Annotated in this window: 8 protein-coding genes and 2 tRNA genes; 9 read left to right on the forward strand and 1 reads right to left on the reverse strand. The window is 57.1% G+C overall.

Translation table 11 applies throughout. The features are described from left to right. Nucleotides 1–46 precede the first annotated feature (46 nt). On the reverse strand, nt 47–184 hold the full coding sequence (gene rpmH, locus HMPREF3055_RS00855; RefSeq protein ID WP_005504094.1) for a 50S ribosomal protein L34: 138 nt from the start codon (nt 182–184) through the stop codon (nt 47–49). Between the two features lie 569 nt (nt 185–753). Here rpmH and dnaA point away from each other — a divergent pair. From dnaA to HMPREF3055_RS00900, 9 genes are all read left to right on the forward strand, one after another. Next, nucleotides 754–2,457 carry a chromosomal replication initiator protein DnaA gene (gene dnaA / locus HMPREF3055_RS00860; RefSeq protein WP_070737378.1) on the forward strand — a complete coding sequence of 568 codons (1,704 nt, stop codon included), beginning with the start codon at nt 754–756 and terminating at the stop codon, nt 2,455–2,457. An 802-nt stretch (nt 2,458–3,259) separates the two neighbouring features. Then, nucleotides 3,260–4,384 (forward strand): DNA polymerase III subunit beta, encoded by a 1,125-nt coding sequence (dnaN, locus tag HMPREF3055_RS00865; protein WP_049349951.1) that lies wholly within the window; start codon nt 3,260–3,262, stop codon nt 4,382–4,384. 190 nt (nt 4,385–4,574) lie between these two features. Next, complete coding sequence (recF, locus tag HMPREF3055_RS00870) at nt 4,575–5,828, forward strand: DNA replication/repair protein RecF (protein WP_070634583.1); 1,254 nt, start codon at nt 4,575–4,577, stop codon at nt 5,826–5,828. Next, nucleotides 5,821–6,516 (forward strand): DciA family protein, encoded by a 696-nt coding sequence (locus HMPREF3055_RS00875; RefSeq protein WP_070666832.1) that lies wholly within the window; start codon nt 5,821–5,823, stop codon nt 6,514–6,516. Before recF ends, HMPREF3055_RS00875 begins: the two co-directional genes overlap by 8 nt. 403 nt (nt 6,517–6,919) lie before the next feature. Then, the gene (gene gyrB / locus HMPREF3055_RS00880) at nt 6,920–8,956 is read left to right on the forward strand and encodes a DNA topoisomerase (ATP-hydrolyzing) subunit B (protein WP_070689904.1); all 2,037 of its coding nucleotides are present in this window, start codon (nt 6,920–6,922) and stop codon (nt 8,954–8,956) included. A gap of 79 nt (nt 8,957–9,035) precedes the next feature. Next, nucleotides 9,036–11,666, forward strand: a complete 2,631-nt coding sequence (gene gyrA / locus HMPREF3055_RS00885) for a DNA gyrase subunit A (RefSeq protein WP_070737381.1) — start codon at nt 9,036–9,038, stop codon at nt 11,664–11,666. Further along, nucleotides 11,666–12,262, forward strand: coding sequence for a DUF3566 domain-containing protein (locus HMPREF3055_RS00890; protein WP_070737383.1), 597 nt, complete (start codon nt 11,666–11,668; stop codon nt 12,260–12,262). Before gyrA ends, HMPREF3055_RS00890 begins: the two co-directional genes overlap by 1 nt. Nucleotides 12,263–12,460: 198 nt before the next feature. After that, a tRNA-Ile gene (locus HMPREF3055_RS00895) sits at nt 12,461–12,534 on the forward strand. Between the two features lie 144 nt (nt 12,535–12,678). Further along, nucleotides 12,679–12,751 (forward strand) — tRNA-Ala (locus tag HMPREF3055_RS00900). Nucleotides 12,752–12,786 lie beyond the last annotated feature (35 nt).

The following is a 12,786-nucleotide window of genomic DNA, read 5'->3' on the forward strand; positions in this document are numbered from 1 at the left end:
CCCCCCGCCGATGCGTGTGCATCGGCGGGCGAACTATATGCCGTGATTAGGCCGAGAGCTTTGCGCGGCCCTTACCGCGGCGGCTCGACAGAATCGCGCGGCCTGCACGGGTACGCATACGCAGACGGAAGCCGTGCTTCTTAGCGCGACGGCGGTTGTTCGGCTGGAAAGTACGCTTGCTCATACTTTGTCTCCTTGATTTTTGCGGTTCGTGCCCTCACGGGTATCGGAACCGTACGCTTCTTGGTGCACGGAGGTACCGCGACTATTCGCAGTAGGCGGTGCACACACAACAGCACAACTTTAGAAGAGTGGAGGGCGTAAATCAAGTTCTTAACGCTTTTTTCCGCGTGATTCCGGGCTCGTTTGTGGCGTGGAGGCGGTGATTGCGGCGGGTATACAGGCTGTGGAGATACTGCGTACTCTTGGGACGTAAACCTGGGGATATTTACGGCAGTACGGTATCCACTACGGTGCATATCCCACCCAAACCCCCTACTACCACTAAGTTATCCACACCCTTGAGCTTTTGGAGTTTTCCGCTAAATATCAGGGAAGAAGACCTGTTATGCACTTAAATCCACCACTTATCCACTTCTGTAATTACAAGTTTTCCACCGTGTGGAAAACTCTTGTGGATAACTTTCTCCTCCTGTGTATTAAGCGGGTAGAATCTTAATGACCTCGCGGTGGCCTCCGGCATGATTTCTTTACTGCACCACCGCTTCACATCGAGTGAAAGTAAAGAATTTCATGACCGACTCCCTTCAGGCGCGTTGGGCGCATCTGCTCTCCATTCTTGCCGCCGATCCGGCGGTGACGGCACGTCAGCGCGGTTTCGTGAATCTTGCGCAGCCTCAGGGATTGATGGGTTCTTCTCGCCTCATCATTGAGGTACCGAATAAGCTCACCCGTGCGGTCTTTGAGGAGCAGATTAGCGCTTCGTTCCGTGCGGCTCTGCACGAGGCATTTGGCCCGTCGACTACCGCGCTTTTCGATGTGAATGAGTCGATGATTCCGGTTGAACCTGCAAGTCAGGACGTTTTCCATGGTGAGCGTGAGGTGCCTGTCGAGCACCAGCCCGCTCCTTCGGTAGCGACGGCTTCTGCACATCCCGAGGCGCCCGCCGGTTCGCGCGCTTTTGAGTACTACACCGAGCCACATCCGGGCCCCGATCACTACGAGGTTCCTGCCGATGAGCAGGTCACCCGCCCCTCCCTGCAGGCTCTGGAGGCGGAGCGTGCCGGTTTCCCCTCCGCTCAGCAGCCCGCTCCGGCGGCTCCTGCCGCAGGTGCGCCTCGCGAATATCCGGCGCCCCTGCCCACTTTCGTTCCGGAGGCCCCGGCGGTACCGGAGTCTCAGCAGGTGCATCCGCATGAAGACCCGGAAAACGCGCCGACTTGGGATAGCTCTGCCCGACTGAACCCGAACTACACCTTCGACACCTTCGTGATCGGTCAGTCCAACCGCTTTGCGCACGCGAGCGCTTTCGCGGTGGCGGAGCAGCCCGGCATTGTCTACAACCCGCTGTTCATCTACGGCGGTTCGGGTCTGGGTAAGACCCACCTGCTGCACGCGATCGGCCACTACACCAAGTATCTGTACCCGAATTTGCGGGTGCGCTACGTGAATTCTGAAGAGTTCACGAATGACTTCATTAACTCGATTCGTGATGATGAGGGTTCGTCGTTCAAGCAGATTTACCGCAATGTTGACGTTCTTCTGATTGACGATATCCAGTTTTTGGCGGGTAAAGAAGCAACGATGGAGGAGTTCTTCCATACGTTTAACGCCCTGTACAACCACCAGAAGCAGATCGTGATTACCTCTGATTTGCCGCCGAAGCAGTTGACCGGTTTCGCTGAGCGTATGCGTTCGCGTTTCGGCTCGGGCCTGAATGTGGATGTGCAGCCTCCGGAGCTGGAGACTCGTATCGCGATTCTGCGGAAGAAGGCTCAGAACGAGATTTTGCCGGTGCGCGATGATGTCATGGAGTACATTGCTTCCCATGTCACGGCCAATATTCGCGAGTTGGAGGGTGCTCTGATTCGTGCGAGCGCTGCCGCCTCGATGAAGAAGCCGCCGGAGCCTATTACCCTGGCTGAGGCTGAGACCTATCTGAAGGATTTGCTCTCTGATACCGGTGGTGCGGAGATTACGTCGGCGCTGGTTTTGGCGACGGTGGCGAAGTATTTTGATGTGTCCATTGAGGATATGCAGTCGAAGTCTCGCACCCGTACGCTCACGAATGCGCGTCAGGTGGCGATGTATCTTCTGCGTGAGCTGACGGAGATGTCCCTGCCGCGTATTGGTAACGATTTGGGCGGCCGCGACCATACGACGGTGATGCACGCGGTACGTAAGGTGAGCGCGCAGATGGCGGAGCGTCAGACGATTTTCAATCAGGTGACTGAGCTGACGAATTTGATCCGCCAGGAGCAGCGCGCCGCCGGCTAGATGCGCTTTTATCCCTGTCCCGTAGCTTATTTTGCGCCTCGACTAGATGTTTTATAGGCTTCGGGGCAGGGTCTTCACGCTGGATTCAAGGATTTTAGCGACTCTCAACGCTGGATTTTCGGGGTGTGGATAAGCTGTGCTTTAACTTATGCATTCGTGTGGACGTTAAGTGCATGAATATTCAAAAGGTGTGGAATTGAGGAAATGCATAAATATCCATACACAATGCATCCTCAGTGTTGAGTGGTTTCTTCCACTTAATGTCCACAGGCTACTTCCGCGTCATTGCAGGCAAGGAAGGGGTTTTCCACCGTTTCCACAAGCGTTAACAATACTACTGTACTTAAAGAAAAAATCCTCCCCATAACAAGTAGTTCTGCTCGACCAACCGAGCTGGTTCAGATTTTTCTGTGTGCCCCTACTGAAAATGTAGATTTTCGCAGATTTGGATAGATGGCTGCACGCTATCTTTTGGGTTGGATTTGAAGGTTGGGTTTGAAGAAGAAACCAACACCAAACCATCGCCTAATTCGAACCTGTTTTCGACTAGGTTTGATACCCCTTCCGACTATCTTTGTAATTACAAAAATACAGTGACCCTACATGCCTCATTTCACCCGATTTTTCGCTGCAGGAGCGACCTCTGTGTCTCTGTGTAATTACAAAATCCGGTAGGATGGATAGACGCGCGCGCGGGAAGATGTACTGCGCACCAGAGCACGCGATATTTCCGGCTCTTTCGCCCATAAGCTTTACGTGCGCCCCAAAATGACTCTCCAATTCCGTGAAAGGCGCCTTCTCGATGAAATTCACCGTTGAACGCGATGTCCTTGCCGAAGCAGTCGGCTGGACGGCACGCTCACTTCCGCTGCGTCCCACCTCCCCCGTACTCAACGGTCTGCTGATTACCGCCTCCGCAGGTGAGGTCAGCATCGCAAGCTTCGATCACGAGACCAGCGCCCGCCAGGTCATTGCAGCCGATGTTGAAGCAGAAGGCGTTTGCCTGGTTCCCGGCAAGATCCTGGCAGAAATTTGCCGCTCCCTGCCGAACGCACCCGTCGAGTTCACCGCAGATGAGTCCGTGATTCGTATTCACTGCCGTTCCGCTAACTTCCAGCTGGCTGGTATGCCGGTCGTGGACTACCCCGAGCTTCCTGAGCTTCCCGAAATTTCCGGTACCGTGGACGGTGCCGAATTCGCTGAAGCCGTCAAGCAGGTTCAGATTGCGGTGTCCAAGGATGAGACCCTGCCGCTGCTGACCGGTATCCGCGTTGAAATCAATGGCGATACCATGACCCTGCTCGCCACCGACCGCTACCGCCTGGCAATGCGCGAGATTAAATGGAACCCGCGTAACCCCGATGTTCAGGCGGCTGTGCTGCTGAAGGCTAAGACCGTCTCTGAGGTCGGTAGCACCCTCTCCGGTTCCGGTGAACTGTCTATCGCCCTGCCCGCCGCCGGTGAGCTGATCGGCTTCGCAGCGGGTACCCGCCGCACCACCAGCGTCCTGATGGACGGCGACTACCCCAACATCCGTGCCCTGTTCCCCGAGCAGACCCCGATTCACGCGGTGGTTCGCACCTCCGACCTGGCTGAGGCTGCTCGCCGTATCTCCCTCGTGGCGGAGCGCAACACTCCCCTGCGTCTGAAGTTCACTCAGGGATCGGTCGCTATTGACGCCGGCCGCGGGGATGAGGCTCAGGCTTCCGAGACTCTGCAGGCGCACCTGTCCGGTGATGACATCACCGTTGCATACAACCCCGCCTACCTTTCGGACGGTTTGAAGGTTTTCGGTACTGAGTTCGTTCGTTTCTCCTTCACCGATGCGCCGAAGCCCGCCGTGATTTCCGGTCAGGACGAGCCGCTGGCTGAAGACGACCGCAACTACCGTTACCTGCTGATGCCGGTTCGCCTGCCGTCGAACTAGTTTCAGTGTTTGCCGCCCCGCACGTCTTTCGGTGCCCTATGCATCGTGGGTATGTGCGGGGTTGCGCTGTTTTTTCTGTGCTCATCCGTGCGGAAAACCACAGTATTTTGGCCTGCGCACTGTGCCCGCCAGCTGGCGCTGTGAACCCCTGCGACCCCGTATGTGAAACCCCGTGAAAGGAGCTGCTCCGGTGTATATTGACCATATTTCGTTGTTGGATTACCGTACCTACGCCCTGCTGAGCCTGCCTCTTTCGGCGGGAGTTACGGTGTTTCTGGGCTCTAATGGTGTGGGGAAAACCAATATTGTTGAGGCAATCGACTATGCGGCGTCGCTCTCTTCGCACCGTGTGAGCCATGACGGGCCGCTGGTTCGAGCGGGTGCTTCGCGCGCCTATATTCGCACCCGTACGGTGCGCGGTTCGCAGCAGACAGTGACCGAGTTTGAGATTGCTCCGGGGCAGAGTAATCGGGTGCGCATTAATCGTGCCGCGCCAGTGCGCGCCAAGGAGGCGCTGGGCATTGCCCGCACGGTGCTGTTTTCCCCGGAGGATCTGCAACTGGTGAAGGGGGATCCCGCCGGTCGTCGTCGTTTTGTGGATGATTTGGCCAGCTCTTTGCGTCCGGTGGTCTCCGGGTACCGTAGCGAGTATGAGCGGATTTTGCGGCAACGTAATTCGTTGTTGAAATCCATGCAGCGTAAGGCGCGGGACGAGAACGCTTTGAGTACCCTGTCGGTCTGGGATGAGCAACTGTCGACCCTGGGCGCTCAGCTGCTTTCTGCGCGTTTCCGTCTGTTGCAGCGCTTTTTGCCGCAGCTTCGCCGCGCCTACGCGGGGCTGACGGACGGCTCTAAAGAGGTCGGTTTCAACTATGAGTCGACTGTTTTTTCGAGCATGGGTGAACGCTCTATCGAGCATGCGGCGCTGATGCGCATTGAGGACCTCAAGGAGGCTTTGATGCGCGGTTTTGCGGAGCGTCGGCGCGATGAGATTGAGCGCGGCGTGACCCTGGTGGGTCCGCATCGTGAGGATATTACCCTGCTGCTCGGTGGTATGCCGGTGAAGCATTTTGCCTCGCACGGCGAGAGCTGGTCTTTTGCGCTGGCGCTGAAACTGGCGTCCTGGTTTGTGCATGTTGAGGATGATTCCTCGGCGGGTTCTTCGCCGATTCTGATTCTTGATGATGTGTTTGCGGAGCTTGATTCTGCGCGCCGCCACCGCCTGGGTGCGATGGTTGCCGACGCGGAGCAGGTACTGATTACCTGTGCGGTGCTCAGCGATATTCCGGAGGAGCTGGGCGACTACCGCCTGGTGTCGGTGACGGCGGGGCACGCCGAGTATGTGCAGCCTGCCGCTGGTCCTGCCACCGACTCTGTCACTGACTCTGTGGGGCAGTCGAACTCGACCGTTTCTGCGCTCGCGGAGGGTGGCGGCAATGAGTAACCCTGTCTACCCTCAAAACCATGTTTCACGTGAAACATTCGAAGAATTCGCGGAACCGCAGTTTGCGGAGCCTCAAAACCCGCACGAGGTTGACGGCGTGGGTGAGTTCTACCGTGACGAGGTGGACGCCCCCTCCGCCCTGCTAACCCGTATGCGAGTGGCGGCTCAAGAACGCGGCGAGGCGCCCCTGAATGCCTTCTCAGCGAATAAAATCATGCGCGATTTTGGTGCGGTGATGTCCGGTGCCGCCTCGAAGAAGAAATCGCGGCGAGCGCAGGGGTGGGACCCCCGCGTCATGGGCGGCTATAGCGGCCCCGGAGAGAGCTCTCGCGACCCCAAGCCCCTCGGCGGCATCGTCAGTGCCCTGATTCGTTCTCGCGGCTGGAAAGAGCCCGTGGCGGTCTCTAGCGTGCTGGCTCGCTGGACTGAGCTCGTGGGCCCTGAAATTGCGGCGCACACCCGCCCCATCAGCTTCGAAAACTCCATTGTTGAAGTCCAGTGCGACTCTACCGCCTGGACGACTCAGTTGCGCCTGATGCACGGGCACCTCATCGAACTTTTCCGCCGCGAACTGGGTGATGGTGTCGTGGCTCAGGTTCGCGTGCTGGGTCCGAACAACGGACGCTGGAATCAGCGAGGCTATCGGCGTGCCACCGGCATGCGCGGTGTGCGCGACACCTATGGGTAGCCTTCTGAGTGCCTCTGGTGCTCGTTCACCTTCTGATTGAACGGTGTTAGGTCAAAATAAGCCTTTTTCTGCACGGTATGAAAGCTATAGAAGCGCCGGCAACCCCCACGAGGCTGTGAACTGTACCCCCTACCTCAAGAGGGGGTTGAAGCACTCTAAACCGCCTTTGCGGGCTTTTGAGCGGGTGATAGCTCTCAAAAAGCTCAATAAATGACGCCCGTAGATGGTTTTATGCTCTCTTGCTCGGTAAAATAAAAGAGAAAATGCGTAAAGTGTGCCCACCTACGGGCACCACCGGCAACGCGGGTTGTGCAGGCACTTTCTTGTGCCCTCTGTGAGGCGTTCTAGGCTGCCCGTAACTTTTCTTCGCCGGTTGCATCATCTACTCAAGGAGTTCTGCCTCGTGGCATCTGAACAGAATGCATCTGAACAGCAGCATGAATACGGTGCATCCGATATTACCGTGCTGGAAGGTCTGGAAGCGGTTCGCAAGCGCCCCGGCATGTACATTGGCTCGACCACTGAGCGCGGTCTGCACCACCTGGTCTACGAGGTCGTAGATAACTCGGTCGACGAAGCGCTCGCCGGCTACGCCTCCAAAATTGACGTGACCATTCAGGCTGATGGTGCTGTTCGCGTAGAGGATGATGGCCGCGGTATTCCCGTGGATGAGCACCCCACCGAGCACAAGTCCACTGTTGAGGTCGTCATGACCGTGCTGCACGCTGGCGGTAAGTTTGGTGGCGGCGGCTACTCCGTTTCCGGTGGTCTGCACGGCGTGGGTATCTCTGTGGTGAACGCGCTGTCTACCCGTGTGATTACTGAGGTGCACCGCCAGGGCTACGCATGGCATATTTCCTTCTCCAACGGTGGTGTGCCGGATGGTCCCCTGCGCAAGGGTAAGCCGTCCGATAAGACCGGTACCATTCAGACTTTCTACCCGGACCCGGAGATCTTCGAGACCGTCGAGTTCGACTTTGAGACTCTGCGTGCCCGTTTCCAGCAGATGGCGTTCCTGAACAAGGGCTTGACCATCACCCTGACCGATGAGCGTGAGAAGTTCGTCGGTGACGAGGTTGCTGAAGAGAGCGAGAAGAAGGAAAACATCCTCAACCGCGTGCGCGCGAACGCTGATGGTTTCACGACCGTCACCTACCGTTACGACAACGGTCTGTTCGACTACGTACACTTCCTCAATGCAGGCGCAAAGACCATTGTGAACGAGGAGATTGTCTCCTTCGAAGCCGAAGACACTGAGCGCAACATGAGCCTGGAAGTGGCGATGCAGTGGACCGGCGCCTATAAGGAGTCCGTCTACTCCTACGCGAACACGATTAACACCCACGAGGGCGGTACTCACGAAGAGGGTTTCCGTGCCGCTCTGACCTCGCTGGTGAACCGTTACGCGCGTGAGAACAAGCTGTTGCGCGATAAGGACGATAACCTCACCGGCGAAGACGTGCGTGAGGGTCTGACCGCGGTGATTTCGATTAAGATTTCCGAGCCTCAGTTCGAGGGTCAGACCAAGACCAAGCTGGGTAACTCGGAGGCTAAGTCCTTCACCCAGCGTGAGGTGAACGATCACCTCGGCGACTGGTTCGGTCGTAACCCCGCGGTGGCGAAGGACATTGTGCGTCGCGCAATCACAGCCGCTCAGGCGCGTATTGCAGCCCGTAAGGCACGCGAGACGACCCGCCGTAAGGGCCTGCTGGAGACCAGCTCGATGCCCGGTAAGCTCAAGGACTGCTCCTCGAAGGATCCGTCGATCTCTGAGATTTACCTGGTGGAGGGTGACTCCGCGGGTGGTTCGGCTGTTCAGGGTCGTGACCCGAATACTCAGGCTATTCTGCCGCTGCGCGGTAAGATCCTGAACGTTGAGCGCGCTCGTCTGGACCGTGCCCTGTCCAACGCTGAAATTCAGGCGATGATTACCGCTTTTGGTACCGGCATTGGTGATGACTTCGATATTGAGAAGGCACGCTACCACAAGATTGTTCTGATGGCGGATGCGGACGTCGACGGCCAGCACATTACGACTCTGCTGCTGACTCTGCTCTTCCGCTTTATGCGTCCGCTGATTGAGGCGGGTTATGTGTACCTGGCTCAGCCGCCGCTGTACCGCATCAAGTGGTCGAACGCTCCGCACGACTACGTGTACTCGGATGCTGAGCGTGACGAGGCTCTGGCTCGTGGCGCGGCAAAGAACCTGCGCCTGCCCAAGGACAACGGTATTCAGCGTTACAAGGGTCTGGGCGAGATGGACTACACCGAGCTGTGGGATACCACCATGGACCCGGCTCGCCGCACCCTGCTGCAGGTGAAGATGGAAGACGCAGCGGCGGCTGACCAGATCTTCTCTGTTCTGATGGGCGAGGACGTTGAGGCTCGCCGTGAGTTTATCCAGCAGAACGCAAAGGACATTCGATTCCTCGATATCTAGCCCGAAGCGGCATATATCCCGTATGGAATATGCCAAATGAGCTATATAGCCGAGCGAGTCATTGAGGAATGAGAAAGTAATGAGCGAAGAACAGCAGAATAAATCCACTGAGGTTGACGTCGTCAGCAACGGTGGCACTGAAAGCGTAGACCACCACGGTCACATTGAACAGGTGGACCTGCAGACCGAAATGCAGCGTTCCTACCTGGACTACGCAATGGCGGTTATTATTGGCCGCGCCCTGCCGGATGTGCGTGACGGCCTCAAGCCCGTGCACCGCCGCGTGATCTACGCGATGTACGACGGCGGCTACCGCCCGGACCGATCCTTCAATAAGTGTGCCCGCGTGGTTGGCGACGTGATGGGTCAGTTCCACCCCCACGGCGATAGCCCTATCTACGACACTCTGGTGCGTCTGATTCAGAGCTGGATTATGCGTTACCCGCTGGCTCTGGGTCAGGGTAACTTCGGCTCCCCCGGTAACGATGGTGCCGCAGCGCCTCGATACACCGAGACCAAGATGGCTCCCATTGCCCTTGAGATGGTGCGTGACATCAACGAAGACACCGTTGATTTCCAGCCCAACTACGACGGCAAGTCCCTGGAGCCTACCGTTTTGCCCGCGCGCATCCCGAACCTGTTGGTCAACGGTTCTTCGGGTATTGCTGTGGGTATGGCGACCAATATTCCGCCGCATAACCTGCGTGAGGTTGCCGAGGGCGTGGAGTGGTTCCTGAAGAATCCGCACGCCACCAATGAGGAGCTGCTGAGCGCGCTGATGGCGCGCATTAAGGGCCCCGATTTCCCGACCGGTGCACAGATTCTGGGCACCAAGGGCATTGAGGACGCGTACCGTACTGGCCGTGGCTCTATCACCATGCGCGCGGTGGTCAACGTGGAGGAAATCCACGGTCGTACCTGCCTGGTGGTTACCGAGCTGCCGTACCAGGCGAACCCGGATAACCTGGCGATTAAGATTGCTGAGCTCATCAAGGACGGTAAGGTCACCGGCATTGCGGATTTGCGCGATGAGACTTCGGGTCGTACCGGTCAGCGTCTGGTGATTGTGCTCAAGCGTGATGCTTCCCCGAAGGTTGTGCTGAACAACCTGTACAAGCACACCCAGCTGCAGGAGAACTTCTCCGCGAATATGCTCGCCATTGTGGATGGCGTGCCGCGTACCCTGTCCCTGGATGCGTTTGTGCGTCACTGGGTGGACCACCAGATGGACGTTATCGTTCGTCGTACCCGTTACCGTCTGCGTCAGGCGGAGGAAGAGGCGCACATCCTGCGTGGCCTGCTGAAGGCTCTGGATGCTCTGGATGAGGTTATTGCCCTGATTCGCCGCTCCCCCACCGCTGATGAGGCGCGTAGCGGCCTGATGGAGTTCCTGCAGATTGATGAGGCTCAGGCTCAGGCAATTCTGAACATGCAGCTGCGTCGTTTGGCTGCCCTGGAGCGTCAGAAGATTCAGGATCGCCACGATGAGCTGATGCGCATGATCGCTGAGTACAACGCGATTATTGCTTCGGAGACTCGCCAGCGCGAGATTATCTCTGAGGAGCTGGGTGAGATTGTGAACCGCTACGGCGATGAGCGTCGCACCCAGATTATGTACGGCTACAACGGCGACATGTCCATGGAAGACCTCATCCCCGAGGAAGAAGTCGTGGTTACGATTACTCGCGGCGGCTACATTAAGCGCACCCGAAGTGATCAGTACCGTAGCCAGCACCGTGGTGGTAAGGGCATTAAGGGTGCCTCGCTGCGCGGTGATGACGTGGTGGAGCACTTCTTTGTGACCACTACGCACAGCTGGATTCTGTTCTTCACGAACCTGGGTCGCGTGTACCGTGCGAAGGGTTACGAGCTGCAGGAAGCCGGTCGTGACGCGAAGGGTCAGCACATTGCGAACCTGCTGGAGTTCCAGGGCGGTGAGCATATTGCTCAGGTCATGGAGCTGAAGAGCTACAAGGATGCTGAGTACCTGGTGCTTGCTACTCGCGGCGGCATGGTGAAGAAGAGCCGCCTGAGCGATTACGATACGAACCGTACTGCCGGCCTGATTGCGATTAACCTGCGTGAGGGCGATGAGGTTGTTTCGGCGTTCACCGTTTCGGATAAGGACGATATTCTGCTGGTGTCGCGTAACGGTATGTCGCTGCGCTTCCATGCTGATGATGCGTCGTTGCGCCCGATGGGTCGTTCGACCTCCGGTGTGACCGGTATGAAGTTCCGTGAGGGCGATGAGCTGATTTCTGCGAATGTGGTTACTGAGGGCTCCTTCGTCTTCGTGGTCACTGAGGGTGGTTACGCGAAGCGTACGAGCGTGGATGAGTACCGTGTGCAGGGCCGTAACGGCTTCGGCATTAAGGTTGCTAAGCTAGTTGAGGATCGTGGCGCCCTGGTGGGTGGCCTCATTGTGGATGAAGAGGACGAGGTGCTGGTGGTTATGGCCAGCGGCAAGGTCGTTCGTTCGAACGTGAATGAGGTTCCTGCAAAGGGACGCGATACTATGGGTGTTATCTTTGCAAAGCCCGGTAAGGGCGATTCTATTATTGGTGTTGCACGCAACCAGGATCGTCAGCTGGATGATAGCGACGATGAAACCACTGAGAACACCGAGGCTTCGGAGTCTTCTGAGGCGCCCGGTTCGGACAACGAGGGTGAAGCGGCGGCTGCCGATCTCACCGCTACTGGAGGTAACTAATGAGCAGCACTCCCGCGAGCTCCTCTCCTGCGTCGGCACAGCGTTCGGCGTCGGCTGGCGCATCTAAGTCTTCGGGTGCGGCTAAGGCTGGCGCGCGTCGCCCGGCTCAGGCGCGTTCGGGCCAGGCTCGTCCTGGCGGTACCGCTAAGCGTCCTGCTGGCAAGCGCCCTGTGAACGCTAAGCGTCCGACCGGTTCGCGCCGTCAGTTGGTGCGTCCGGCGCCGCGTTCGAAGATTCGTCGCGCGCGTCTGGTGGTTCAGAAGGTTGATACGTGGTCGGTGGCTAAGCTGATCTTCCTGCTGTCTATTGCTTTGGGCATTGTGACTGTGGTGGCTTCGGTGATTCTGTGGCTGTTCCTGCAGGCTTCTGGTGCGTTTACCGGTGTGAACCAGCTGATTAGCTCTCTGGGTACTGGTTCGACCACTGTGGATATTTCGCAGATGGTTTCGCTGGGTCAGGTTGCTTTGGTGACTACTATTTTTGCTGTGGTCAACACTGTGGTCTTTACTCTGCTGGGTATGATTGGCGCGATTCTGTACAACCTGGCTGCGAAGCTGGTTGGTGGCGTGACCTTGACTTTGAGCGATGAGTCCTAGTTTGTAGCTTTTGAGCTTTATACGCGGGCGGTGCTGTCTCTGGTGGAGGCGGTGCCGCCCGTTCTGTATGCCCCGCTCTGTATGCGCGGGAACCTCCAATATTAAAGTGTGATGCAGAACATGCTTTTTTGATTTGGTGTTACCCTCAAACACCTGTATAGTTATATCTCGTTCTACGGAAGAAATTCCGCAGAAGGAGGGCGTATAGCTCAGACGGTTAGAGCGCTTCGCTGATAACGAAGAGGTCCCAAGTTCGATTCTTGGTACGCCCACTCCACATTATGAAAGGCAATAATGAAGAAATTATTGATTCTTGCTGTTCTTTCGTGTGTCACTGTGATGGTCTTGAAAAAGTATCAGAGCAATGAAGTCGTGAAGGCTTGGAAAAATAACTAAACAGTGGTTTCCGCTGAGACGGGGGCGTGGCGCAATTGGTAGCGCATCTGCTTTGCAAGCAGAGGGTTAGGGGTTCGAGTCCCCTCGCCTCCACTTTCCGGTGATTATAGCAAGAGGGAAACGCCTGG

The sequence above is a fragment of the Rothia sp. HMSC061C12 genome (genome assembly GCF_001815755.1).
Lineage (GTDB): Bacteria > Actinomycetota > Actinomycetes > Actinomycetales > Micrococcaceae > Rothia > Rothia mucilaginosa.

Coding starts and splice junctions, on each gene's coding strand:
- HMPREF3055_RS00890 (WP_070737383.1), top strand. CDS start 11,666: ATGAGCAGCACTCCCGCGAGCTCCTCTCCTGCGTCGGCACAGCGTTCG.
- rpmH (WP_005504094.1), bottom strand. CDS start 184: ATGAGCAAGCGTACTTTCCAGCCGAACAACCGCCGTCGCGCTAAGAAG.
- HMPREF3055_RS00875 (WP_070666832.1), top strand. CDS start 5,821: ATGAGTAACCCTGTCTACCCTCAAAACCATGTTTCACGTGAAACATTC.
- dnaA (WP_070737378.1), top strand. CDS start 754: ATGACCGACTCCCTTCAGGCGCGTTGGGCGCATCTGCTCTCCATTCTT.
- gyrA (WP_070737381.1), top strand. CDS start 9,036: ATGAGCGAAGAACAGCAGAATAAATCCACTGAGGTTGACGTCGTCAGC.
- dnaN (WP_049349951.1), top strand. CDS start 3,260: ATGAAATTCACCGTTGAACGCGATGTCCTTGCCGAAGCAGTCGGCTGG.